At 60.0% G+C, this 23,328-nt stretch carries 19 protein-coding genes, 4 tRNA genes and 1 riboswitch; of the genes, 21 read left to right on the top strand and 2 right to left on the bottom strand.

Annotation, left to right across the window (positions count from 1 at the left end; genetic code table 11):
- Nucleotides 1-277: 277 nt before the first annotated feature.
- The 13 genes from acs to astE all read left to right on the top strand — a co-directional run bounded on the left by acs (nt 278) and on the right by astE (nt 14,888).
- On the top strand, nt 278-2,239 hold the full coding sequence (acs, locus tag I5S59_RS08705; RefSeq protein ID WP_128324280.1) for an acetate--CoA ligase: 1,962 nt from the start codon (nt 278-280) through the stop codon (nt 2,237-2,239).
- Between the two features lie 572 nt (nt 2,240-2,811).
- On the top strand, nt 2,812-3,597 hold the full coding sequence (locus tag I5S59_RS08700) for an ABC transporter substrate-binding protein (RefSeq protein WP_128324281.1): 786 nt from the start codon (nt 2,812-2,814) through the stop codon (nt 3,595-3,597).
- A 90-nt stretch (nt 3,598-3,687) separates the two neighbouring features.
- A complete protein-coding gene (locus I5S59_RS08695) occupies nt 3,688-4,377 on the top strand; it encodes an ABC transporter permease (RefSeq protein ID WP_128324282.1) in 690 nt (229 codons plus the stop codon).
- On the top strand, nt 4,374-5,072 hold the full coding sequence (locus I5S59_RS08690; RefSeq protein WP_197876239.1) for an ABC transporter permease: 699 nt from the start codon (nt 4,374-4,376) through the stop codon (nt 5,070-5,072). The genes I5S59_RS08695 and I5S59_RS08690 overlap by 4 nt, the downstream gene beginning before the upstream one ends.
- Nucleotides 5,073-5,138: 66 nt before the next feature.
- Nucleotides 5,139-5,903 (top strand): ABC transporter ATP-binding protein, encoded by a 765-nt coding sequence (locus tag I5S59_RS08685; RefSeq protein WP_128324284.1) that lies wholly within the window; start codon nt 5,139-5,141, stop codon nt 5,901-5,903.
- A gap of 98 nt (nt 5,904-6,001) precedes the next feature.
- On the top strand, nt 6,002-6,982 hold the full coding sequence (gene argR / locus I5S59_RS08680) for a transcriptional regulator ArgR (RefSeq protein WP_197876238.1): 981 nt from the start codon (nt 6,002-6,004) through the stop codon (nt 6,980-6,982).
- A gap of 271 nt (nt 6,983-7,253) precedes the next feature.
- Nucleotides 7,254-8,474 (top strand): aspartate aminotransferase family protein, encoded by a 1,221-nt coding sequence (locus tag I5S59_RS08675; protein ID WP_197876237.1) that lies wholly within the window; start codon nt 7,254-7,256, stop codon nt 8,472-8,474.
- A gap of 133 nt (nt 8,475-8,607) precedes the next feature.
- On the top strand, nt 8,608-9,627 hold the full coding sequence (aruF, locus tag I5S59_RS08670; RefSeq protein WP_197876269.1) for an arginine/ornithine succinyltransferase subunit alpha: 1,020 nt from the start codon (nt 8,608-8,610) through the stop codon (nt 9,625-9,627).
- Between the two features lie 75 nt (nt 9,628-9,702).
- Nucleotides 9,703-10,728 (top strand): arginine N-succinyltransferase, encoded by a 1,026-nt coding sequence (gene astA, locus I5S59_RS08665; protein ID WP_197876236.1) that lies wholly within the window; start codon nt 9,703-9,705, stop codon nt 10,726-10,728.
- Nucleotides 10,728-12,191, top strand: coding sequence for a succinylglutamate-semialdehyde dehydrogenase (gene astD / locus I5S59_RS08660; RefSeq protein ID WP_197876235.1), 1,464 nt, complete (start codon nt 10,728-10,730; stop codon nt 12,189-12,191). The genes astA and astD overlap by 1 nt, the downstream gene beginning before the upstream one ends.
- 24 nt (nt 12,192-12,215) lie before the next feature.
- Nucleotides 12,216-13,565 carry an N-succinylarginine dihydrolase gene (gene astB, locus I5S59_RS08655; RefSeq protein WP_197876234.1) on the top strand — a complete coding sequence of 450 codons (1,350 nt, stop codon included), beginning with the start codon at nt 12,216-12,218 and terminating at the stop codon, nt 13,563-13,565.
- A gap of 14 nt (nt 13,566-13,579) precedes the next feature.
- On the top strand, nt 13,580-13,870 hold the full coding sequence (locus I5S59_RS08650; RefSeq protein ID WP_028944689.1) for a topoisomerase II: 291 nt from the start codon (nt 13,580-13,582) through the stop codon (nt 13,868-13,870).
- Between the two features lie 10 nt (nt 13,871-13,880).
- A complete protein-coding gene (gene astE / locus I5S59_RS08645; RefSeq protein ID WP_197876233.1) occupies nt 13,881-14,888 on the top strand; it encodes a succinylglutamate desuccinylase in 1,008 nt (335 codons plus the stop codon).
- Nucleotides 14,889-14,972: 84 nt separating this feature from the next.
- Here the strand turns inward: astE and I5S59_RS08640 are convergent, their stop codons facing one another.
- Complete coding sequence (locus I5S59_RS08640) at nt 14,973-15,479, bottom strand: 6,7-dimethyl-8-ribityllumazine synthase (RefSeq protein ID WP_128324292.1); 507 nt, start codon at nt 15,477-15,479, stop codon at nt 14,973-14,975.
- 93 nt (nt 15,480-15,572) lie between these two features.
- A riboswitch (FMN riboswitch) is annotated at nt 15,573-15,725 on the bottom strand.
- Nucleotides 15,726-16,019: 294 nt separating this feature from the next.
- Between I5S59_RS08640 and alaS the strand changes: the two genes are divergently transcribed.
- From alaS to mgtE, 8 genes are all read left to right on the top strand, one after another.
- Nucleotides 16,020-18,638, top strand: a complete 2,619-nt coding sequence (gene alaS, locus I5S59_RS08635) for an alanine--tRNA ligase (RefSeq protein WP_197876232.1) — start codon at nt 16,020-16,022, stop codon at nt 18,636-18,638.
- A gap of 88 nt (nt 18,639-18,726) precedes the next feature.
- Nucleotides 18,727-19,962, top strand: a complete 1,236-nt coding sequence (locus tag I5S59_RS08630; protein WP_128324294.1) for an aspartate kinase — start codon at nt 18,727-18,729, stop codon at nt 19,960-19,962.
- 183 nt (nt 19,963-20,145) lie between these two features.
- The gene (gene csrA / locus I5S59_RS08625) at nt 20,146-20,334 is read left to right on the top strand and encodes a carbon storage regulator CsrA (RefSeq protein WP_010226667.1); all 189 of its coding nucleotides are present in this window, start codon (nt 20,146-20,148) and stop codon (nt 20,332-20,334) included.
- Between the two features lie 72 nt (nt 20,335-20,406).
- A tRNA-Ser gene (locus I5S59_RS08620) sits at nt 20,407-20,497 on the top strand.
- Between the two features lie 108 nt (nt 20,498-20,605).
- Nucleotides 20,606-20,682, top strand: a tRNA-Arg gene (locus I5S59_RS08615).
- Between the two features lie 77 nt (nt 20,683-20,759).
- Nucleotides 20,760-20,836: transfer RNA gene (locus tag I5S59_RS08610), tRNA-Arg, on the top strand.
- Nucleotides 20,837-20,911: 75 nt separating this feature from the next.
- A tRNA-Arg gene (locus tag I5S59_RS08605) sits at nt 20,912-20,988 on the top strand.
- 331 nt (nt 20,989-21,319) lie between these two features.
- Nucleotides 21,320-22,762 carry a magnesium transporter gene (mgtE, locus tag I5S59_RS08600; RefSeq protein ID WP_128324295.1) on the top strand — a complete coding sequence of 481 codons (1,443 nt, stop codon included), beginning with the start codon at nt 21,320-21,322 and terminating at the stop codon, nt 22,760-22,762.
- 66 nt (nt 22,763-22,828) lie between these two features.
- Here mgtE and I5S59_RS08595 read toward each other — a convergent pair whose 3' ends face one another.
- Nucleotides 22,829-23,155, bottom strand: a complete 327-nt coding sequence (locus tag I5S59_RS08595) for an Arc family DNA-binding protein (protein WP_038616878.1) — start codon at nt 23,153-23,155, stop codon at nt 22,829-22,831.
- Between the last annotated feature and the right edge of the window lie 173 nt (nt 23,156-23,328).

Here is a 23,328-nt window from a genome sequence, read left to right as displayed (position 1 = left end):
ATCGCGTTGCCGTTGCTGGCGGTGTGAATTTTAGGGGTGGCCACCTGCCTTAAACAGATGACGTTTTGATAAACACTGTTGGCAAAAACTGTAACAATCGCCTTTTTGCGCATTCGCGAAATTATTTTTCCGGCGCTGATGCCCGGTCTTGAGCCTGCGGTCAAGTGCATGGGTGCAAATGGGGTCGGAGTTACTACCAACGTCGAATGGCCCATGAGGTCTGGTACAGTTACAACGAGGTCATACAAAAACAACTATTACACCGAGGTAGATAAAGATGAGTGCGGCTCCCCTGTACCCCGTTCGTCCCGAGGTTGCGGCCACTACGCTGACTGATGAGGCGACCTACAAGGCCATGTACCAGCAGTCGGTTATCAACCCGGACGGCTTCTGGCGTGAGCAGGCGCAGCGCCTGGACTGGATCAAGCCCTTTACCAAGGTCAAGCAGACCTCCTTCGACGACCACCATGTCGATATCAAATGGTTTGCCGATGGCACTCTGAACGTCTCCTACAACTGCCTTGACCGCCACCTCGCCGAGCGTGGTGATCAGGTCGCAATCATCTGGGAAGGCGACGACCCTTCCGAACACCGCAACATCACCTATCGCGAGCTGCACGAAGAAGTGTGCAAATTCGCCAACGCCTTGCGCGGCCAGGACGTGCACCGTGGCGACGTGGTGACCATCTACATGCCGATGATTCCCGAGGCCGTGGTGGCCATGCTGGCCTGTGCCCGTATCGGCGCAATCCACTCGGTGGTCTTCGGTGGCTTTTCGCCCGAGGCCCTGGCCGGGCGCATCATCGACTGCAAATCGAAAGTGGTGATCACCGCCGACGAAGGTCTGCGTGGTGGCCGTCGCACGCCGCTCAAGGCCAATGTTGATCTGGCCCTGACCAACCCGGAAACCGCCAGTGTGCAGAAGATCATCGTGTGCAAGCGCACCGGTGGCGACATTGCCTGGCACCAGCACCGTGACATCTGGTACGAAGACCTGATGAAGGTTGCTTCGAGCCACTGTGCACCGAAAGAAATGGGTGCCGAAGAAGCCCTGTTCATCCTTTACACCTCCGGCTCCACCGGCAAGCCCAAGGGCGTGCTGCACACCACCGGCGGCTACATGGTCTACGCCGCGCTGACTCACGAGCGGGTGTTCGACTACCGTCCGGGTGAAGTCTACTGGTGCACCGCCGACGTCGGCTGGGTCACCGGTCACAGCTACATTGTCTACGGCCCGCTGGCCAACGGCGCGACCACCGTGCTGTTTGAAGGGGTGCCGAACTACCCGGACATCACTCGCGTGTCGAAGATCATCGACAAGCACAAGGTCAACATCCTCTACACCGCGCCGACTGCGATCCGCGCAATGATGGCCGAAGGTCAGGCCGCTGTGGCCGGTGCCGATGGCTCCAGCCTGCGCCTGCTCGGTTCGGTGGGCGAGCCGATCAACCCGGAAGCCTGGAACTGGTACTACCAGACCGTCGGCAAAGAACGCTGCCCGATCGTCGATACCTGGTGGCAGACCGAAACCGGTGGCGTGCTGATCAGCCCGTTGCCAGGCGCCACTGCACTCAAGCCGGGTTCGGCGACGCGTCCGTTCTTCGGTGTGGTGCCAGCGCTGGTCGACAACCTGGGCAACCTGATCGACGGCCCGGCTGAAGGCAACCTGGTGATTCTGGATTCGTGGCCGGGCCAGTCGCGTTCGCTGTATGGCGATCACGACCGCTTCGTCGACACCTACTTCAAGACCTTCCGTGGCATGTACTTCACCGGTGACGGCGCGCGTCGCGATGAAGACGGCTACTACTGGATCACCGGCCGGGTTGACGACGTGCTCAACGTGTCCGGGCACCGTATGGGTACCGCCGAAATCGAAAGCGCCATGGTTGCCCACCCGAAAGTGGCCGAGGCTGCTGTTGTGGGTGTGCCGCATGACATCAAGGGGCAGGGCATCTATGTCTACGTCACCCTCAACGGTGGCGAGGAGCCGAGCGAGGCGCTGCGTCTGGAGCTGAAAAACTGGGTGCGCAAGGAGATCGGCCCGATTGCTTCGCCGGATGTCATCCAGTGGGCGCCAGGCCTGCCCAAGACGCGTTCGGGCAAAATCATGCGGCGTATCCTGCGCAAGATTGCCACGGCCGAGTACGATGCCCTGGGTGATATCTCGACCCTGGCTGACCCAAGTGTGGTCCAGCACTTGATCGATACACACAAGTCGATGAACCTGGCCTCGGCCTGACGCTAGTGCTGGCTCCTATGCTGCCAGTAGGAGCCAGGCTTGCCGGCGATGGCCGCGCAGCAGCCCTGCGACCGCTGCGCGCTCGATCGCAGGCTGCGCCAGCTCCCACGCTCAAAAAGGCCCCGCCAGCGGGGCTTTTTGCTACCTGTTACGTCAATAACCATCGGTAACCTTTTCTGTCACCGCGTGCGCGCAAAAACGGGGCAAAGGGGAACGAATGCGCCGGTTGTTGAGGAATTTTCCGTTCTGTCATTGGCTTCTGGCACGCTACACTTGCCGGATTAGAAGGCTTTGCCAATAATAGGCCCGTTTATTGCTTCGTTGATTGGTTATTTGTCTTTTGCTTTTGCATATCTCGCGAAAGCTGTCAATATCTCCGCCCCCGCGTTCCTGCGCTTCTATAACTAGTTGTCGCATTGAGGAAATATCGGCTTCGGAGCTGTCGCTAAAATGCCGATCACTCGCTCGTGGCGTTCGACCTTCGTCGACCCTGCGCAGCTCGCGTTGTACCCATTCGCATATCAGGCTGTTTACGCGCTGCCTGCTATTGCCCTTTACCGATGGAGTTCCAGATGAAGAAACTCGCACTGCTTGGCGCATTGGCGCTATCTGTGTTTTCCCTGGCAGCGCTGGCTGATGAGAAACCGTTGAAAATCGGTATCGAGGCCGCCTACCCACCGTTCGCTTCGAAAGCCCCGGATGGCAGTATCGTCGGCTTCGACTACGACATCGGTAACGCCTTGTGCGAAGAGATGAAGGTCAAGTGCACCTGGGTCGAACAAGAGTTCGACGGCCTGATCCCGGCACTGAAAGTGCGCAAGATCGACGCTATCCTCTCGTCGATGTCGATCACCGAAGACCGCAAGAAGTCCGTGGACTTCACCGGCAAGTACTACCTGACCCCGGCACGCCTGGTGATGAAGGACGGGACCACCGTCAGCGACAGCCTGGTTGAGCTCAAGGGCAAGAAAATCGGCGTGCAGCGTGGATCGATCCATGACCGTTTTGCCAAAGAAGTCCTGGCTCCTCAGGGCGCGACTATCGTTCCTTACGGCACCCAGAACGAAATCTACCTGGATGTCGCTGCCGGTCGCCTGGATGGCACCGTGGCCGATGCTACGCTGCTCGAAGATGGCTTCCTGAAAACTGACGCCGGCAAGGGCTACGCCTTCGTCGGTCCGGCCTTCACCGACGCCAAGTACTTCGGTGACGGTATCGGTATTGCTGTGCGCAAGGGTGACAAGGCCAACCTCGATCGTCTGAACGCTGCCATCGCGGCCATCCGCGCCAATGGTAAGTACAAGCAGATCCAGGACAAGTACTTCAACTTCGACATCTACGGCCCCGAAGCCAAGTAAATCGTCGACGTTTCACCTGTGTAATGGTGCAAGCAGCAGAGGCTCTGAGGTTTGCACCATTTTTTCATCCCTAAGGTCGAGGACCTCATCATGTTGAAAGGCTACGGGGCAGTTATCCTCGACGGCGTGTGGCTTACGCTGCAGCTTGCCTTGTCGTCCATGGCCCTGGCCATTGTACTCGGCCTTATCGGTGTGGCCCTGCGCCTGTCGCCCGTGCGCTGGCTGGCATGGCTGGGTGACCTGTATTCCACGGTGATCCGCGGGATTCCCGATCTGGTATTGATCCTGCTGATTTTCTACGGCGGTCAAGACCTGCTTAACCGCGTCGCACCGCTGCTCGGTTATGACGATTACATCGACCTCAATCCGCTGATGGCGGGAATTGGCACCCTGGGCTTCATTTTTGGCGCCTACCTCTCGGAAACTTTTCGCGGTGCCTTCATGGCCATTCCCAAAGGGCAGGCCGAAGCCGGCGTGGCCTATGGCATGAGCAACCTGCAAGTTTTCTTCCGGGTCATGGTGCCGCAGATGATTCGCCTGGCAATTCCCGGTTTCACCAACAACTGGCTGGTCCTGACCAAGGCGACGGCACTGATCTCGGTGGTCGGCCTGCAGGACATGATGTTCAAGGCCAAGCAGGCGGCCGATGCCACCCGCGAACCTTTCACCTTCTTCCTGGCGGTTGCGGCGCTGTACCTGGTGATCACCAGTGTCTCGCTGCTGGCCCTGCGTTACCTTGAGAAGCGCTACTCGGTTGGCGTAAAGGCGGCTGATCTATGATTTTTGACTACAACGTCATCTGGGAAGCGCTGCCCCTGTACCTCGGCGGGCTGTTGACGACCCTCAAGCTGTTGGCGCTGTCGCTGTTTTTCGGCCTGCTGACGGCGATCCCGCTCGGCCTGATGCGGGTTTCCAAGCAGCCGCTGGTCAACCTGATCGCCTGGCTTTACACCTACGTGATCCGCGGCACGCCGATGCTGGTTCAGCTGTTTCTGATCTACTACGGGCTGGCCCAGTTCGAGGCGGTGCGCGAGAGCTTCCTGTGGCCGTGGCTGTCCAGCGCGACCTTCTGTGCGTGCCTGGCTTTTGCCATCAACACCAGCGCCTACACCGCAGAAATCATTGCCGGTAGCCTCAAGGCCACGCCCCACGGCGAGATTGAAGCCGCCAAGGCCATGGGCATGTCACGGGTCAAGATGTACCGTCGCATCCTGCTGCCTTCGGCTCTGCGCCGGGCGCTGCCGCAGTACAGCAACGAAGTGATCATGATGCTGCAGACCACCAGCCTGGCGTCGATCGTTACCCTGATCGACATCACCGGTGCAGCGCGGACGGTCAACGCCCAGTATTACCTGCCGTTCGAAGCCTACATCACCGCCGGCGTGTTCTACCTGTGCCTGACGTTCATTCTGGTGCGCCTGTTCAAGCTGGCCGAGCGCCGCTGGCTCGGCTACCTGGCGCCGCGCAAGCACTGAGGCCTGCGCCAACTTTTTCGCCCTGGGCGTTAGCTCAAGACTGACTGCTTTGTGAGAATCGACAGCATGTACAAACTCGAAATCCAAGATCTGCATAAACGCTACGGCAGTCACGAAGTGCTCAAGGGTGTATCCCTGGCCGCCAAGGCGGGCGATGTGATCAGCATCATCGGCTCCAGTGGTTCGGGCAAAAGTACCTTCCTGCGCTGCATCAACCTGCTTGAGCAGCCGCACGCGGGCAAAATCCTGCTCAACAACGAAGAGCTCAAGCTGGTTGCCAACAAGGATGGCGCGCTCAAGGCCGCCGATCCCAAGCAGTTGCAGCGCATGCGCTCGCGCCTGTCGATGGTGTTCCAGCACTTCAACCTGTGGTCGCACATGACGGCACTGGAAAACATCATCGAAGCGCCGGTGCATGTGTTGGGTATGTCGAAGAAGGATGCGCTGGAGAAAGCCGAGCACTACCTGGCCAAAGTCGGCGTTTCCCATCGCAAGGATGCTTACCCTGGGCACATGTCCGGCGGTGAGCAGCAGCGTGTGGCGATTGCCCGTGCACTGGCGATGGAGCCGGAAGTGATGTTGTTCGACGAGCCGACTTCGGCACTCGACCCCGAGCTGGTCGGTGATGTGCTCAAGGTCATGCAGTCGCTGGCCCAGGAAGGCCGGACCATGGTAGTGGTGACCCACGAAATGGGCTTTGCCCGTGAGGTGTCGAACCAGCTGGTATTCCTGCACAAGGGCCTGGTGGAGGAGAGCGGTAACCCGCGCGAGGTGCTGGTCAATCCGCAATCGGAGCGGCTGCAGCAGTTCCTTTCGGGCAGCTTGAAGTAAGATTGCCCCGTCGCACCAAAATGGGTCATGCTGCAAATCCAGCGCAGCATGACCCGGCTTCCCTCTCTTGACCTCACACAGGTTTCGGACCGCACTCAATGACCACCCAGCGAATCGGTTTTCTCATCTGGCCCAGCACCAAAGCCCTGACTCTGGCGCTGGCTGAAGAGGTTTTGCGGGTTGCGCAAAAGGTTCATCCGGAGGTGGTCTACGACCTGGCGTTTCTTCAGGCCGAGCCTGCGGCCGAGGGCGCCTGGCGCTTGCCTGGCGAGCCTTGGGCGGGGCGCCTGGAAGGTTGCCAGAAATTGTTCCTGCTGGCGGATGAGCCGCCGCAGTCGGTCGCTTCGGGGCTGGGGGCTGCGCTCAAGCAACTGGCACGCGCCGGTTGTGTGATTGGCGGCCTGTCGGCCGGTGTCTATCCGTTGGCGCAACTCGGCTTGCTCGATGGTTATCGCGCCGCGGTGCACTGGCGCTGGCAGGACGATTTTGGCGAGCGTTTCCCCAAGGTCATTGCAACCAGTCACCTGTTCGACTGGGACCGTGATCGCCTGACCGCGTGTGGTGGCATGTCGGTGATCGATTTGCTGCTGGCGGTGTTGTCCCGCGATCACGGTGCCGAGCTTGCCGGTGCGGTCTCGGAAGAACTGGTAGTCGAGCGGATCCGCGAGGGCGGCGAACGTCAGCGCATCCCACTGCAGAATCGCCTGGGGTCCAGCCATCCGAAGCTGACTCAGGCGGTACTGTTGATGGAGGCAAACATCGAAGAGCCGCTGACCACCGATGAAATCGCCCAGCATGTGTGTGTCTCGCGGCGCCAGCTGGAGCGCATTTTCAAGCAGTATCTCAATCGTGTGCCAAGCCAGTATTACCTGGAGCTGCGCTTGAACAAGGCGCGGCAGATGCTGATGCAGACCAGCAAGTCGATCATTCAGATCGGCCTGTCGTGCGGTTTCTCCTCGGGGCCGCACTTTTCCAGCGCGTATCGCAACTTCTTCGGTGCAACACCGCGCGAAGACCGTAACCAGCGCCGCAGCAGCAGCCCGTTTGAACTCTCTTCGGCGCCTGCCGAGCGCGGCTGATTGTTGATCACACTGTAAGAGACTCACCGGTGCCGCGTCCCGGTGAATCCGCTCCTGCACGCTTGTCGAAACAGAATCTCCCACCCATTCCCCGCACCGTTTAAACTGCGCCTTTGCGACCCTATTTGTCGCATTGCCGAAAGCCTTGGTAAAACAGGGTTGGGCGCTATAAGAAGTTGTCGCTTGGCGGCAATGTCGGGCGCCAATCTGTCCTTACAATCCCCCCATCGCTCGCCAGTTCCAGGCAGGCGTTCCTCTTCAGGAGACTCCGATGTCCGCTCCGCAAGCTCCGGTGCAACGCGCCGATTTTGACCAGGTAATGGTTCCCAATTACGCACCGGCGGCTTTTATCCCCGTTCGTGGTGCGGGCTCCCGCGTCTGGGATCAGTCGGGCCGCGAGCTGATCGACTTCGCGGGCGGGATTGCCGTGAACGTTCTGGGGCATGCTCATCCGGCGCTGGTCAGCGCTTTGACCGAGCAAGCCAACAAGCTGTGGCACGTATCCAACGTCTTCACCAACGAGCCGGCGCTGCGCCTGGCCCACAAACTGGTCGACGCCACCTTCGCCGAGCGGGCGTTCTTCTGTAACTCCGGCGCTGAAGCCAACGAGGCCGCATTCAAGCTGGCCCGTCGTGTTGCCCATGACCGCTTCGGTCCGGAAAAGCACGAAATCATCGCCACCGTTAACAGCTTCCACGGTCGCACCCTGTTCACCGTGAGCGTCGGCGGTCAGCCCAAGTACTCCGATGGTTTCGGCCCGAAAATCACTGGTATCAGCCATGTGCCGTACAACGATCTGGAAGCGCTGAAAGCACAGATCTCCGACAAGACCTGCGCGGTGGTCATCGAACCGATCCAGGGCGAGAGCGGTGTGGTTCCTGCCGATGTTGCCTACCTGCAAGGTGCTCGTGAGCTGTGCAACCAGCACAACGCGCTGCTGATCTTCGACGAAGTGCAGACCGGCGTCGGTCGTACCGGTGAGCTGTTCGCCTACCAGCACTACGGTGTAACCCCGGACATCCTGTCCAGCGCCAAGAGCCTGGGTGGCGGTTTCCCGATCGGCGCGATGCTGACCACCGAAGCGCTGGCCAAGCACCTGGCCGTCGGCACCCACGGCACCCCTTATGGTGGTAATCCGCTGGCCTGTGCCGTAGCCAACGCGGTGCTGGACGTGGTCAACACCCCTGAAGTGCTGGCGGGCGTCAAGGCCAAGCACCAGAAGTTCAAGGCCCGCCTGGAACAGATCGGCGAGAAATACGGCCTGTTCACCCAGGTGCGTGGCGTCGGCCTGCTGATCGGTTGTGTGCTGAGCGATGCCTGGAAAGGCAAGGCCAAGGACGTCTTCAACGCGGCCGAGAAAGAAGGCCTGATGGTGCTTCAGGCTGGTCCGGATGTGGTGCGTTTCGCCCCGAGCCTGGTGGTTGAAGATGCCGACATCGACGAAGGCCTCGCCCGTTTCGAACGTGCAGCTGCAACCCTGACCCAGGCCTGATTGGCGCCTGCGGTGCTTTCGCCGGCCCTTCGGGGCCGGTGAATCCGAATTTCAGAGCCGGTGCCCACCGGGCGCTTGCTGTTTTTTTCTGTGCCGGCAGTGGCTGGCCTGTTTTCCCGAAAGGAGTGACACCCTGCTGGTGATGCGCCCCGCGCAAATGGCTGATCTGGGCGAAGTACAGCGTCTGGCAGCGGACAGCCCCATTGGTGTCACGTCCTTGCCGGATGATGCCGGTCGCCTGAGCGACAAAATTGCCGCCTCGGAGACGTCCTTCGCTGCCGAAGTCAGTTTCAACGGCGAAGAAAGCTACTTCTTCGTGCTCGAAGACAGCAGCACCGGCAAGTTGGTGGGGTGCTCGGCCATCGTCGCCTCGGCCGGTTACTCCGAGCCGTTCTACAGCTTTCGCAACGAGACGTTTGTGCACGCTTCGCGTGAGTTGAAAATTCACAACAAGATTCACGTGCTTTCGCAGTGCCACGACCTCACCGGCAACAGCCTGCTGACCAGCTTCTATGTGCTGCCGGAACTGGTCGGTACCGGCTGGTCGGAGCTCAACTCCCGCGGACGTCTGCTGTTCATGGCTGCTCACCCGGAGCGCTTCGCAGAATCAGTGGTGACCGAAATCGTCGGCTACAGCGACGAGAACGGTGATTCGCCGTTCTGGGATGCCATCGGGCGCAATTTCTTCGACCTCAACTACGCCGAGGCCGAGCGCCTGTGCGGCCTGAAGAGCCGGACCTTCCTGGCCGAGCTGATGCCGCATTACCCGATCTACGTGCCGTTACTGCCGGATGCGGCGCAAGAGTCCATGGGCCAGGTGCATCCGCGGGCGCAGATCACCTTCGACATCCTGATGCGCGAAGGCTTCGAAACCGATCACTACATCGACATTTTCGACGGCGGCCCGACGCTGCACGCACGCGTCTCGAGCATCCGCTCGATCGCCCAGAGCCGTGTGGTGCCGGTCAAGCTTGATAGCACGGTGGTCAAGGGCGGGCGCCCTTACCTGGTCTGCAATGGCCAGCTGCAGGATTACCGCGCCGTGCTGCTGGAGCTCGACTGGGTACCAGGCAAGCCGGTCACCTTGAGTCTTGAAGCCGCCGAAGCCCTGGGCGTCGGCGATGGCGCCAGTGTGCGCCTGGTCGCGGTTTGATCCCTGCGGTTCGATAACCGCGCACCCCAGGTCGAGTTTTGCGGCAGGCCACAGGCCGCCGCCCGAGGAGATAGCATGATCGTTCGTCCCGTACGCAGCAGCGATTTACCGGCGCTGATCGAGTTGGCGCGCAGCACTGGCACCGGCCTGACCACCTTGCCGGCCAACGAAGAGCGCCTGTCGCATCGCGTCGGCTGGGCCGAGAAAACCTTCCGTGGCGAAGCGGAGCGCGCTGATGCCGACTACCTGTTCGTGCTGGAAAACGATGACGGCGTCGTAGTGGGTATTTCTGCCATCGCCGGTGCCGTCGGCTTGCGTGAGCCCTGGTACAACTACCGCGTCGGCCTTACCGTCAGCGCTTCCCAGGAACTGAACATCTACCGGGAAATCCCGACGTTGTTCCTGGCCAACGACCTCACCGGCAATTCGGAGCTGTGCTCGTTGTTCCTGCGCAGCGATTACCGCAGTGGCCTCAATGGCCGCTTGCTGGCCAAGGCGCGCATGTTGTTCATCGCCGAGTTCCCGGAGCTGTTCGGCAACAAAATCATCGCCGAGATGCGCGGCATGTCCGATGAGCAGGGCCGTTCACCGTTCTGGGAAAGCCTGGGGCGGCATTTTTTCAAGATGGAATTCAGTCAGGCCGATTACCTGACCGGCGTTGGCAACAAGGCCTTTATCGCCGAACTGATGCCGAAGTTTCCGCTGTACACCTGTTTCCTGTCCGAAGCGGCCCGCGGCGTGATCGGCCGGGTGCACACCGACACCGAGCCGGCGCTGGCGATGCTCAAAAGCGAAGGCTTCAGCTACCAGGGCTATGTCGACATTTTCGACGCCGGTCCTGCGGTGGAGTGTGAAACTTCCAAGATCCGTGCGGTGCACGACAGCCAGCCGCTGGTGCTGGCCGTTGGTACGCCGGGCGACGATGTCACCCCGTTCCTCATCCATAACCGCAAGCGTGAAGACTGCCGTATTACTGCGGCACCAGCGCGCCTGGCGGCCGGTACCCTGGTGGTCGATCCGTTGACTGCAAAACGCCTGCGCCTGTCGGCCGGCGATCAGGTGCGTGCCGTACCGCTGTCTGCTGCCCGGGAGGCCAAGTAATGACGACCCACTTTATCGCAGGCGTTTGGCAGGCAGGGCAGGGCGAGGCGCTGCAGTCGCTGGACCCGGTTAGCCAGAAGGTCATCTGGCACGGCCAGGGCGCTAGTGCCGAGCAGGTCGACAGCGCCGTCAAGGCCGCCCGCCAGGCGTTTCCTGCCTGGGCGTTGCAGTCGCTGGAAGCGCGCATCAGTGTGCTCGAAGCCTTTGCCGCGTCACTCAAAGCCAATGCCGAAGCGCTGGCCCACTGCATCGGTGAAGAAACCGGCAAGCCGCTATGGGAGTCCGCTACCGAAGTGACCAGTATGGTCAACAAGGTCGCCATTTCGGTTCAGAGTTACCGTGAACGTACCGGTGAGAAAAGCGGCCCGCTGGCGGATGCCACTGCCGTGCTACGACACAAGCCCCATGGCGTGGTGGCGGTGTTCGGTCCCTACAACTTCCCGGGCCACCTGCCCAACGGCCACATCGTGCCGGCGCTGCTGGCGGGCAACACCGTGGTGTTCAAACCCAGTGAGCTGACCCCCAAGGTGGCCGAGCTGACGGTCAAGTGCTGGATCGAAGCCGGGCTGCCGGCAGGTGTGTTGAACCTGGTTCAGGGTGCCCGCGAAACCGGCGTGGCGCTGGCCGCCAACCCGGGTATCGATGGCCTGTTCTTTACCGGCTCCAGCCGTACCGGCAACCTCTTGCACCAGCAATTTGCCGGTCGCCCGGACAAGATCCTGGCGCTGGAAATGGGTGGCAACAACCCGCTGGTCGTCGATGAAGTCAAAGATCTGGATGCCGCGGTCTACACCATCATCCAGTCGGCGTTCATTTCCGCCGGTCAGCGTTGCACCTGTGCACGTCGCTTGCTGGTACCGCAAGGCGCCTGGGGCGATTCGCTGCTCACGCGTCTGGTCGAAGTGTGCAAAAGCATTACCGTCGGCGCATTCGATCAACAGCCGGCGCCATTCATGGGTTCGGTCATTTCCCTGGCTGCGGCCAAGGCATTGCTGGATGCCCAGGCGCAACTGCTGAGCAATGGTGGCGTGTCGCTGCTGGGCATGACTCAGCCGCAAGCCTCTGCTGCCCTGCTGACCCCGGGCATCATTGATGTGACGGCGGTGGCCGATCGCCCCGATGAAGAGTTTTTCGGCCCGCTGCTGCAGGTGATTCGCTACAGCGATTTCGACGCGGCGATTGCCGAGGCGAACAACACCCAGTACGGCCTGGCGGCCGGCCTGTTGTCTGATTCACGCGCACGCTATCAGTATTTCTGGCTGCAGAGCCGTGCCGGTATCGTCAACTGGAACAAACAGCTGACCGGTGCGGCCAGCAGCGCACCGTTCGGCGGTGTGGGGGCCAGCGGCAACCATCGCGCCAGTGCCTACTATGCGGCCGACTATTGCGCTTACCCGGTAGCCTCGCTGGAGACCGCCAGCCTGACCCTGCCTGCCACGCTGACGCCAGGCGTCTCCCTATAACAAAAGGTCCACGGAGCCTTGCCGATGAAATCGTTTGAAGTGAATTTTGATGGTCTGGTAGGACCGACGCACAACTACGGCGGGCTGTCCTACGGCAACGTGGCCTCGCAGAGCAACAGCCAGCAGGCCTCCAACCCGCGTGAAGCGGCGCGCCAGGGCCTGGCGAAAATGAAGGCGCTGATGGAAATGGGTTTCCAGCAGGGCGTGCTGGCCCCGCAGGAGCGCCCGGATGTTGCCGCATTGCGCCGCCTGGGTTTTGCCGGCACCGATGCGCTAGTGATCGAGCGTGCCGCGAAAGAAGCCATGCCGTTGCTCGTCGCCAGTTGCTCGGCGTCGAGCATGTGGGTGGCCAATGCCGCCACCGTTAGCCCGAGTGCCGACACTGCCGACGGTCGCGTGCACTTCACTGCGGCCAACCTCAACTGCAAATACCACCGCAGCATCGAACACCCGACTACCAGCCGTGTGCTCGGTGCGATGTTCGCTGACAGCAAGCACTTCGCGCACCATGACGCCCTGCCGGCAGTGGCGCAGTTCGGCGACGAGGGGGCGGCCAACCACACGCGTTTCTGCCGCAGCTATGGCGAGGCTGGCGTGGAGTTCTTCGTCTATGGCCGCAGTGCGTTTGACACCCGCTACCCGGCACCGCAGAAGTACCCGGCGCGACAAACCCTCGAGGCCTCCCAGGCAGTGGCCCGTCTGCATGGCCTGAGCGACGAAGGCGTGGTCTACGCCCAGCAAAACCCGGCGGTGATCGATCAGGGCGTGTTCCACAACGATGTGATCGCAGTGGGTAACGGCGAAGTCCTGTTCTATCACGAAGACGCCTTCCTCGAGACCGAGGCGATGCTTGGCCAACTGCAGGCTAAACTGGCTAAACGGGGTGGCAATTTCAAAGCAATCTGCGTCCCGCGCTCGGCGGTTACGGTAGAGGATGCAGTGCGTTCCTACCTGTTCAACAGCCAGCTGCTGTCCCGTGGCGACGGTTCGATGCTGCTGATCGTTCCGGAAGAGTGTCGTAACAATGAGCGGGTATGGGCCTATCTGTCGGCCTTGACCCAGCAGGGCGGCCCGGTTGCCGAGGTCAAGGTGTTCGACCTCAAGCAAAGCATGCAGAACGGCGGCGGCCCGGCGTGCCTGCGTTTGCGTGTGGCGCTCAATGAAACGGAGCTGGCGGCGGTCAATCCAGGGGTTATCATGACGGCACCGCTGTACGACACCCTGACCCAATGGGTCGACAAGCACTACCGCGACCGTTTGAGCGAATCTGATCTGGCGGATCCGCAGCTGTTGCTGGAATGCCGTACGGCACTGGATGAACTGACCCAGATCCTGAAGCTGGGTTCGGTGTATCCGTTCCAACTCCAACCTTGAGAGAGAATTCGACTATGTCCGACGCCCTGCAGCTGATCCTTGAAGATGACGATGGTACCCAGCTGGAAACTTCCTGCACCCGTTTCGCCGTGGTCTGGCAAGGCAAGGAGGTATGGATTCAGCAGGACGGCCGTGGTCAGCTACTGATCGGCGTCGATGTCGAAGAAGACGACGCCGAGTATGCCAACCTGTTGTTGCGTCCTTTGGCCACCAACCTGGTCAGCCTGCAGCTGGAAATGGAACCGGCTGATGCCGGCGACGATGATGATCACGTCCATGGTCCTGATTGCGGCCACCATCACTAAGGAATAGCCCATGCTCGCCCTCGGCAAACTGCTCGAACTGACCCTCGCCGGTCGTGAACCGGCGGAGAAGACTCAGCTGACTGTCGAAGGCGTGCGCATGCGCTGGCTGGGTGAGGGAGCACTTGAAGTGCGCCCGCCCGAGGCGCGTGACAATGGCATGGACCTGCTGCTGTCGGCAGGCATCCATGGCAACGAAACCGCGCCGATCGAGTTGCTCGACGAGTTGCTCCATGGCATTGCCCGCGGCGAGATCAAGCCACGGGCGCGGATTCTGTTCCTGTTCGGCAACCCCGAAGCGATTCGCAGGGGCGAGCGTTACCTCGAACAGGACGTTAACCGCCTGTTCAACGGCCGTCATGAGTTGTCCAGCGGCACCGAGGCGCTACGTGCCTGTGAGCTGGAACGCCTGGCCACCACCTTTTTCAGTGTTCCCGGACGTACCCGGTTGCACTACGACCTGCACACCGCCATTCGTGGGTCGAAAATCGAGCAGTTTGCGTTGTACCCCTACAAAGAGGGGCGTCAGCATTCCCGGCGTGAACTGGCGCGCTTGAGTGCAGCAGGCATGGAGGCGGTACTGCTGCAAAGCAAGCCGTCGATTACCTTCACCGCCTTTACCTACGAAACCCTCGACGCTGAAGCTTTCACCCTGGAACTGGGCAAGGCGCGGCCTTTCGGGCAGAACGAGCAGGTCAATCTGGAGCGTCTGGAAACCCGGCTGAAGCAGATCATCGAAGGCAACGAGCCGGGCGAGCCGGAAGCACTGGACGGGCTGAAGCTGTTCAGTGTGGCGCGCGAAATCATCAAGCATAGCGACAGTTTCCACCTGCACCTGCCGGCGGATATCGAGAACTTTTCGGAGTTGTCCAAGGGCTATCTGCTGGCCGAGGACTTGAGCAGCACGCGCTGGATCGTTGAGGAGGAGGGGGCGCGCATCATTTTCCCCAACCCCAAGGTCAAGAATGGCTTGCGCGCCGGGATCCTGATTGTGCCGACCACGCCGGATCAACTGGGCTGACCCGGGCAAGCCTGGCTCCTGCGGATCACGCCGCTGTGTTGTAGGAGCGAGGCTTGCCCGCGATGAACGATAACGCGGTGTATATCAGCCTACGCGTTTCTGTGGCATTTCATTGCGGCGCAGGGCGCGCAACTTCTGCAGCGTATCGGCGCAGGTCTTCGCGGCCTCGGCACCCTTGACCAGGAAATGTTCGAAGTAGAAATTCTGGTGCTCGTCACCGGCGTGGAAGTGGTGGGGGGTCAGCACCGCCGAGAACACCGGCACTTCAGTTTCCAGTTGCACCTGCATCAGGCCGCTGATAACCGACTGGGCAACAAACTCGTGACGGTACAGGCCGCCATCGACCACCAGGCCGGCGGCAACGATACCGGCATAACGGCCGGTTTTCGCCAGCAGCTTGGCGTGCAGAGGAATTTCGAAGGCGCCACCGACTTCAAAAAAGTCGATATCGCTTGCCTGATAGCCCTGGCGACCCATTTCCTCGACGAAGGCCTTGCGCGCCTGATCGACAATATCCTTGTGCCAGCAAGCCTGGATAAAAGCGATGCGTTCGTGAGTAGGGTTTTTGCTATCGATTGCGGTGGGTTGCATTGAAACGGACTCCTGTTTGTATGAGAAACAGGGCATCTGGATCGAAAGGGATTTCGCCACGCAGGTGCGCAACGACAGACACAGGTGTGCCGATCCCGTTCTCTCTTTATCCGGACTATGACCGTCGGCCCCGGAATCACACCGGGTCTGCTGACCTTGCAGGGCAGGCCTGCAAGCGCTCGCGGGCTATGCGCAGTACACGCAATTACCGCCGGTGGGGAATCGCACCCCGCCCTGAGAACGTTGCCACCGAGTGTCGGCGGCGGAGAATTATTAGCACATATGTGAAGTGAACGTATAGGCTGCTAACGATTTTTTCGAAGGTGAACGGCATTTCATCCGGGAAACCTTGCCAATTTTACATTCGAACCCCAGTAATACTGCATCGGCCGAATGTCGAAGTCCGTCCAATTGACGGTTTCTATAGCATAAACACACTGCATCCAAGCCTAAGGCCCGATATAATGCGGCCCTTTGCCGTCGTTTCGTCAATTTGACGCAAGCATTTGCCTTAAGGCCGCCGTTTCCGTGGAAGAACCTATGAAAAGCGCAGAAATCCGTGAAGCCTTCCTTCGCTTCTTCGAAGAGCAGGGACACACCCGAGTTGCCTCCAGCTCCTTGATTCCGGGCAACGACCCGACCCTGCTGTTCACCAACGCGGGGATGAACCAGTTCAAGGACTGCTTCCTTGGCCAGGAAAAGCGCGCCTACACCCGCGCGACCAGCAGCCAGAAGTGCGTGCGCGCCGGCGGCAAGAACAGCGACCTGGAAAACGTCGGTTACACCGCCCGTCACCATACGTTCTTCGAAATGCTGGGTAACTTCAGCTTCGGCGACTATTTCAAGAAAGACGCCATCACCTACGCCTGGACCTTCCTGACCAAGGTGCTGAACCTGCCGGAAGAAAAACTCTGGGTAACCGTCTATGCCAGCGATGACGAGGCATACGACATCTGGACCAAGGAAATTGGCGTCCCGGCCGAGCGCATGGTGCGCATCGGCGACAACAAAGGCGCGCCTTACGCCTCCGACAACTTCTGGACCATGGGCGATACCGGCCCGTGCGGTCCTTGCACCGAGATCTTCTACGATCACGGTCCTGACATCTGGGGTGGCCCACCCGGCTCGCCGGAAGAAGACGGTGACCGTTACATCGAGATCTGGAACAACGTGTTCATGCAGTTCAACCGTACTGCCGATGGCGTACTGCACCCGCTGCCAGCGCCGTCGGTGGATACCGGCATGGGCCTGGAGCGTATCAGTGCGGTCATGCAGCACGTGCACTCGAACTATGAGATCGACCTGTTTCGCAGCCTGCTCGACGCGTCGGCCGCTGCCATCGGCTGCAAGAACGAAGAACAGTCGTCGCTCAAGGTGGTTTCCGACCATATCCGCTCTTGCGGCTTCCTGATTGCCGACGGCGTACTGCCTTCCAACGAAGGCCGTGGCTATGTGCTGCGTCGCATCATTCGTCGCGCCTGCCGTCACGGTAACAAGCTCGGCGCTACCGGTAGCTTTTTCTACAAGATCGTCGCGGCGCTGGTTGCCGAGATGGGCGAAGCCTTCCCTGAGCTGACCCAGCAGCAGGCCAACATCGAGCGCGTGCTCAAGGCTGAAGAAGAGCAGTTCGCCAAGACCCTGGAGCAGGGCCTGAAGATCCTCGAGCAGGATCTCGCCGAGCTCAAGGGCAGCGTGGTTCCGGGTGACGTAGTGTTCAAGCTCTACGACACCTACGGCTTCCCGATGGACCTCACCGCCGACATCGCCCGTGAGCGTGAGCTGACCATTGACGAAGAAGGCTTCGAGCGTGAAATGGAAGCGCAGCGTGAGCGCGCGCGTTCCGCCAGCGCCTTCGGCCTGGACTACAACACCCTGGTCAAAGTCGATGTAGCCACCGAGTTCACCGGCTACACCAGCACCGAAGGCGAGGCGAACATCGTTGCTCTTTATAAGGACGGCAAAGTCGTCGAGCAGCTGAGCGAAGGCGAGCAGGGCGTGGTCATCCTCGACCGCACGCCGTTCTATGCCGAGTCCGGTGGCCAGGTGGGCGACACCGGTTACCTGCAAGCGGCCAGCGTACGTTTCGATGTGCGTGACACCACCAAGACCGGCGGCGCGTTCCTGCACCACGGTGTGGTTGCCAGCGGCACCCTGGTGGTCGGCGCCAAGGTTCACGCCAAGGTTGACGCCGATGTGCAGCACGCCACGTCGTTGAACCATTCCGCGACGCACTTGCTGCACGCCGCCCTGCGCCAGGTGCTCGGCGAGCACGTGCAGCAGAAAGGCTCGCTGGTCGATAGCCAGCGCCTGCGTTTTGACTTCAGCCACTTCGAAGCGGTCAAGCCAGAGCAACTCAAGGCACTGGAAGACATCGTCAACCGCGAAGTGCGCAAGAACTCCGAGGTGCAAACCGAAGAGACCGATATCGAGACCGCCAAGCAGAAGGGCGCCATGGCGCTGTTCGGCGAGAAGTACGGCGACAACGTGCGTGTACTGAGCATGGGCGGTGATTTCTCCGTCGAGCTGTGCGGTGGTATCCACGCCAAGCGTACCGGCGATATCGGCCTGCTCAAGATCATCAGCGAAGGTGGTGTGGCTTCCGGTGTGCGCCGTATCGAAGCGGTCACCGGCGAAGCGGCACTGGCCTACCTCAATGCAGCCGAAGAGCAGCTCAAGGAAGCCGCGCAGCTGGTCAAGGGCAGTCGTGACAACCTGATCGACAAGCTCTCGGCCGTGCTGGAGCGCAACCGTCAGCTGGAAAAACAGCTGGAGCAACTGCAGGCCAAGGCCGCCAGTGCTGCGGGCGACGATCTGTCCAACTCGGCGGTCGAGGTCAAGGGCGTGAAGGTCCTGGCTGCGCGTCTGGATGGTCAGGACGGCAAGGCGCTGCTGGCGCTGGTCGATCAACTGAAGAACAAACTCGGCCGCGCAGTGATCCTGCTCGGCAGTGTCCATGAGGAAAAGGTCGTGCTGGTTGCCGGTGTGACCAAAGACCTGACTGGCCAACTCAAAGCCGGTGATTTGATGAAGCAAGCCGCTGCCGCAGTGGGCGGCAAGGGCGGCGGTCGTCCGGATATGGCGCAAGGCGGTGGCGTTGACACCGCGGCGCTGGACAACGCGCTGGCCCTGACCGTTCCGTTCGTAGAGCAGGGCGTTTAAGGCACCATCCGGCCCGTCGTCTAGTGGCGGGCCCTGGTGTCGTTTGAATGTTTATTGGGTGCCCTTCATGGGCTGAGGCGGCTTTGAAATGGCGTTGATCGTACAGAAATTTGGCGGCACTTCGGTCGGCACGGTCGAGCGAATCGAGCAGGTTGCCGACAAGGTCAAGAAGTTCCGCGAGGCCGGCGATGACCTGGTGGTTGTGCTGTCGGCGATGAGTGGCGAAACCAATCGCCTGATCGACTTGGCAAAGCAGATCAGTGATCAGCCGGTTCCACGTGAGCTGGATGTGATTGTGTCCACCGGTGAGCAGGTAACCATCGCCTTGCTGGCCATGGCGCTGATGAAGCGGGGCGTTCCTGCGGTGTCCTACACCGGTAACCAGGTACGCATCCTGACCGACAGTGCGCACAACAAGGCGCGTATCCTGCAAATCGACGACCAGAAAATCCGTGGCGACCTCAAGGCCGGCCGTGTGGTTGTGGTTGCAGGTTTCCAGGGTGTCGACGAGCACGGCAACATCACCACGCTCGGGCGTGGTGGTTCGGACACCACCGGTGTTGCCCTGGCGGCAGCACTGAAGGCCGATGAGTGTCAGATCTACACCGACGTCGATGGTGTCTACACCACCGACCCGCGTGTGGTGTCCCAGGCTCAGCGCCTGGACAAGATTACCTTCGAAGAGATGCTGGAAATGGCCAGCCTCGGTTCCAAGGTTCTGCAGATCCGTGCCGTCGAGTTCGCCGGCAAGTACAACGTTCCGCTGCGCGTGCTGCACAGCTTTCAAGAGGGTCCGGGCACCCTCATTACTATTGATGAAGAGGAATCCATGGAACAGCCGATCATTTCCGGCATCGCCTTCAACCGCGATGAAGCCAAGCTGACCATTCGTGGCGTTCCGGATACCCCGGGCGTTGCTTTCAAGATCCTCGGCCCGATCAGTGCCGCCAACATTGAAGTCGACATGATCGTGCAGAACGTTTCGCACGATAACACCACCGACTTCACCTTCACCGTGCACCGCAACGACTACGACAAGGCCCACAAGGTCCTGGACAAGACTGCCGAAGAGCTCAACGCTCGTGAAGTGGTCGGTGATACCAAGATCGCCAAGGTCTCGATCGTCGGCGTCGGCATGCGTTCTCACGCCGGTGTTGCCAGCCGTATGTTCGAAGCCCTGGCCAAGGAGACCATCAACATCCAGATGATCTCCACGTCCGAGATCAAGGTCTCGGTGGTCATCGAAGAGAAGTACCTGGAACTGGCTGTGCGTGCCCTGCACACCGCTTTCGAACTGGACGCGCCAGCCCGACAGGGCGAGTAAGGCGTTGCCCAAAGGGCGCGGCTAAGCCGCGCCCTTCGCGTTTCTGGCAGGTGTGGCAAAGCCATCGTTTTGCTCGCACTGGTCAATACTAAGGCGTGGGTCGGTAACCGTCAGCGGTTGCAGGCCCAAGCCCTTTTTTTTGCAGACTGTTATCCCTGAACTGAATTTCGTGAGGAGAAAGGTATGTTGATTCTGACTCGTCGGTGCGCCGAGAGCCTGATCATTGGCGACGGCGAGATCACCGTGACGGTGCTCGGCGTCAAAGGAAACCAGGTGCGAATCGGCGTGAATGCCCCTAAAGAAGTGGCCGTTCACCGTGAAGAAATCTACCTGCGGATCAAGAAAGAGAAGGACGAAGAACCAACCCATTAATTTTTATCGAGTTTTTTTCAAAAAAGAGTTTGCAAACGGGGAAGGCTCTGGTTATTATACGCCCCGTGTTGCGGAGAGGTGGCCGAGTGGCCGAAGGCGCTCCCCTGCTAAGGGAGTATACCTCACAAGGGTATCGGGGGTTCGAATCCCCCCTTCTCCGCCATTATTCATGTAGGACGCTGTAATCTGCCTGAATCGCGTAAGTCGTTGAAATTAAACGAAAAAGTGGTTGGCAAAAAGATTTAGCGGTCTATAATGCGCGGCAACAAATGCACTCATAGCTCAGCTGGATAGAGTACTCGGCTACGAACCGAGCGGTCGGAGGTTCGAATCCTCCTGAGTGCACCATACGACGAAGCGGTTTTCATCTTGAAAATTGCTTCAGCTTCAACCAGAGGTGATCTGGTCCATCAAGCGCCAACCCTGCACTCATAGCTCAGCTGGATAGAGTACTCGGCTACGAACCGAGCGGTCGGAGGTTCGAATCCTCCTGAGTGCACCATATATGAAGCGGTTTTCTTCGTGAAGATTGTTTCAGCTTCAACCAGAGGTGATCTGGTCTATCAAGCGCCAACCTGCACTCATAGCTCAGCTGGATAGAGTACTCGGCTACGAACCGAGCGGTCGGAGGTTCGAATCCTCCTGAGTGCACCATACAACAGAAAGCCCGCCTTCTCAGGCGGGCTTTTTGCTTTTCTGCGTCTGTTATTTTTCGCTCAGGCATGTGTTTTTTTTATTCTGGCCACCGTCGCACTGATAGTTGCATAGACTGTCATAGCTATAGCTCGCAAACGATTGTTCTAGCCGCGATTTTTTAAGCGCCCTTACCGCTCAAGCGGTGTATGATGCGCCCGTCAGCCCCGCCGGGGCTTGTGGAAAACCACCATGGACTTACCCAGTAGTTACTCAATAGCAAGTTTTGCCAATCAAGATCTGACTGATTGAATCTCCCGGCGTGCTCCGCTGCTGGGAGTGGAGTTCGCCTATGACTGAAAACGAAGCAAAAAAGACGCAAGAAAGCTTGCAGGACCGCCTTGCCCAGGTGGTCGAGCTGCTGCAGCGTCAGCGTGTGGTTGAAGACCTGACCCACCGTCAGGAAGGTCATCACCATGACCTGGTAGAAAACCTCGTTCACCGCCAGAACCTGGTCGAGTTGCAGCGCAAGCTCGACGACCTGCACTCTGCCGACGTCGCCTACATTCTCGAAGCCTTGCCCCTGGATGATCGTCTGACGGTCTGGCAGCTGGTCAAGGCCGAGCGTGACGGTGACATCCTCCTCGAAGTATCCGACTCGGTTCGTGAAACCCTGATCGCCGACATGGACGATCACGAGCTGCTTGCTGCCGCCAAGGAGATGGACGCCGACGAACTGGCTGACCTGGCGCCCGAGCTGCCCCGTGACGTCGTCCATGAGCTCATGGAGACCCTCGATGCCCAGCAGCGTGAGCGTGTTCGCTCCGCGCTGAGCTATGACGAGGAGCAGGTCGGTGCGCTGATGGACTTCGAGATGGTGACCATCCGCGAAGACGTCAGCCTTGAAGTGGTCCTGCGCTACCTGCGCCGGCTCAAGGAGCTGCCGGGGCACACCGACAAACTGTTCGTGGTTGATTACGACGGCATCCTCAAGGGCGTGCTGCCGATCAAGCGCCTGTTGGTCAACGACCCCGAGAAGAAGGTGGCCGAGGTCATGGCCGACGACCCGGTGGTGTTCCAGCCGGAAGAGGACGCCTACGATGCCGCCCAGGCGTTCGAACGTTACGACCTGGTATCGGCACCGGTCGTCGACAAGAACGGCCGCCTGATCGGCCGTCTGACCATCGACGAGATGGTCGATCTGATTCGTGAAGAAAGCGAGACCGAAGTGCTGAACATGGCCGGTCTGCGCGAAGAAGAAGACATCTTTGCCTCGGTCTGGCGATCGCTGCGCAACCGTTGGGCGTGGCTGGCAATCAACCTGATCACCGCGTTTGTTGCTTCCCGTGTAATCGGCTTGTTCGAAGGTTCCATCGAGAAGCTGGTGGCCCTGGCGGCCCTGATGCCGATCGTGGCGGGCATTGGTGGCAACTCCGGCAACCAGACGATCACCATGATCGTGCGGGCGATGGCGCTCGACCAGGTAAGCCCGGGTAATACTTCGCGTCTGATGCGCAAGGAATTGGCGGTAGCGTTGATCAACGGCCTGGTCTGGGGTGGGGTGATCGGTGTGGTGGCCTACCTGCTGTATGGCAGCTGGTCGCTAGGCGTAGTGATGACCGCGGCAATGACCCTGAACCTGCTGCTGGCAGCGCTGATGGGGGTATTGATTCCCATGACCCTGGCGCGCCTGGGGCGTGACCCGGCGATGGGCGCCAGTGTGATGATCACTGCGATGACCGATAGCGGCGGCTTCTTTATCTTCCTTGGCCTGGCGACCATTTTCCTGCTCTAGGTCTGGACAATACCGCAGACACAAAAAAGCCAGCTTTCGCTGGCTTTTTCAATTGCAGGTCGGACTTCAGGACGCGTCGGCGGCCATTTCAACGTCGTGGGCGATCAGCGCCACCAGGGCGTTTTGCTGGCGGTGGGACAGTTGACGGAAGCGTTGCAGCAATTCACGTTCGTGCAGCGACAGCTCCGGGCTGTCAAGGCGCATGCTGAGTTCGTCACCCAGTGCACCTTCCTGAATCAGGCTCTGCTCCAGGCGGGCGATGATTTCCGAGTTCATGCTGCGGTGATGGTGGCGCGCTACTTCGGCAATGCGCTCACGCATTCCGTCTGGCAGGCGGACGACGAACTTGTCAGCGGTGCGGCTTGAGTAAACAGCCTGTTTCATTGGGCGCATATAATTGACCGGTTTTAGTTCAGGGGAAGCGGTTCTCGAAATTGGCCGCAGGATGAAACTACGACCATCACGGCGACAAAATGTTCAACCTGAATTGTGAATGAGGCGTGAATCATGCCTCATTGTCGCCGGTTCCTTGGCGTCAATTCTGTGACAAATATTGAACCGGGTAA

The organism is Pseudomonas alkylphenolica, assembly GCF_016009175.1.
Classification (GTDB): Bacteria; Pseudomonadota; Gammaproteobacteria; order Pseudomonadales; family Pseudomonadaceae; genus Aquipseudomonas; species Aquipseudomonas alkylphenolica_B.
The sequence above is the reverse complement of the archived record's forward strand: the minus strand, read 5'-3'. Positions and strand labels throughout refer to the sequence as shown.

Bases quoted from the DNA above. Each gene is read 5' to 3' on its own strand.
- mgtE (WP_128324295.1), top strand. From the start codon at position 21,320: ATGACTGAAAACGAAGCAAAAAAGACGCAAGAAAGCTTGCAGGACCGC.
- I5S59_RS08685 (WP_128324284.1), top strand. From the start codon at position 5,139: ATGTACAAACTCGAAATCCAAGATCTGCATAAACGCTACGGCAGTCAC.
- astB (WP_197876234.1), top strand. From the start codon at position 12,216: ATGAAATCGTTTGAAGTGAATTTTGATGGTCTGGTAGGACCGACGCAC.
- I5S59_RS08700 (WP_128324281.1), top strand. From the start codon at position 2,812: ATGAAGAAACTCGCACTGCTTGGCGCATTGGCGCTATCTGTGTTTTCC.
- I5S59_RS08630 (WP_128324294.1), top strand. From the start codon at position 18,727: ATGGCGTTGATCGTACAGAAATTTGGCGGCACTTCGGTCGGCACGGTC.
- acs (WP_128324280.1), top strand. From the start codon at position 278: ATGAGTGCGGCTCCCCTGTACCCCGTTCGTCCCGAGGTTGCGGCCACT.
- alaS (WP_197876232.1), top strand. From the start codon at position 16,020: ATGAAAAGCGCAGAAATCCGTGAAGCCTTCCTTCGCTTCTTCGAAGAG.
- astA (WP_197876236.1), top strand. From the start codon at position 9,703: ATGATCGTTCGTCCCGTACGCAGCAGCGATTTACCGGCGCTGATCGAG.
- I5S59_RS08595 (WP_038616878.1), bottom strand. From the start codon at position 23,155: ATGCGCCCAATGAAACAGGCTGTTTACTCAAGCCGCACCGCTGACAAG.
- I5S59_RS08695 (WP_128324282.1), top strand. From the start codon at position 3,688: ATGTTGAAAGGCTACGGGGCAGTTATCCTCGACGGCGTGTGGCTTACG.
- I5S59_RS08640 (WP_128324292.1), bottom strand. From the start codon at position 15,479: ATGCAACCCACCGCAATCGATAGCAAAAACCCTACTCACGAACGCATC.
- astD (WP_197876235.1), top strand. From the start codon at position 10,728: ATGACGACCCACTTTATCGCAGGCGTTTGGCAGGCAGGGCAGGGCGAG.
- astE (WP_197876233.1), top strand. From the start codon at position 13,881: ATGCTCGCCCTCGGCAAACTGCTCGAACTGACCCTCGCCGGTCGTGAA.
- I5S59_RS08675 (WP_197876237.1), top strand. From the start codon at position 7,254: ATGTCCGCTCCGCAAGCTCCGGTGCAACGCGCCGATTTTGACCAGGTA.
- I5S59_RS08650 (WP_028944689.1), top strand. From the start codon at position 13,580: ATGTCCGACGCCCTGCAGCTGATCCTTGAAGATGACGATGGTACCCAG.
- csrA (WP_010226667.1), top strand. From the start codon at position 20,146: ATGTTGATTCTGACTCGTCGGTGCGCCGAGAGCCTGATCATTGGCGAC.
- argR (WP_197876238.1), top strand. From the start codon at position 6,002: ATGACCACCCAGCGAATCGGTTTTCTCATCTGGCCCAGCACCAAAGCC.
- I5S59_RS08690 (WP_197876239.1), top strand. From the start codon at position 4,374: ATGATTTTTGACTACAACGTCATCTGGGAAGCGCTGCCCCTGTACCTC.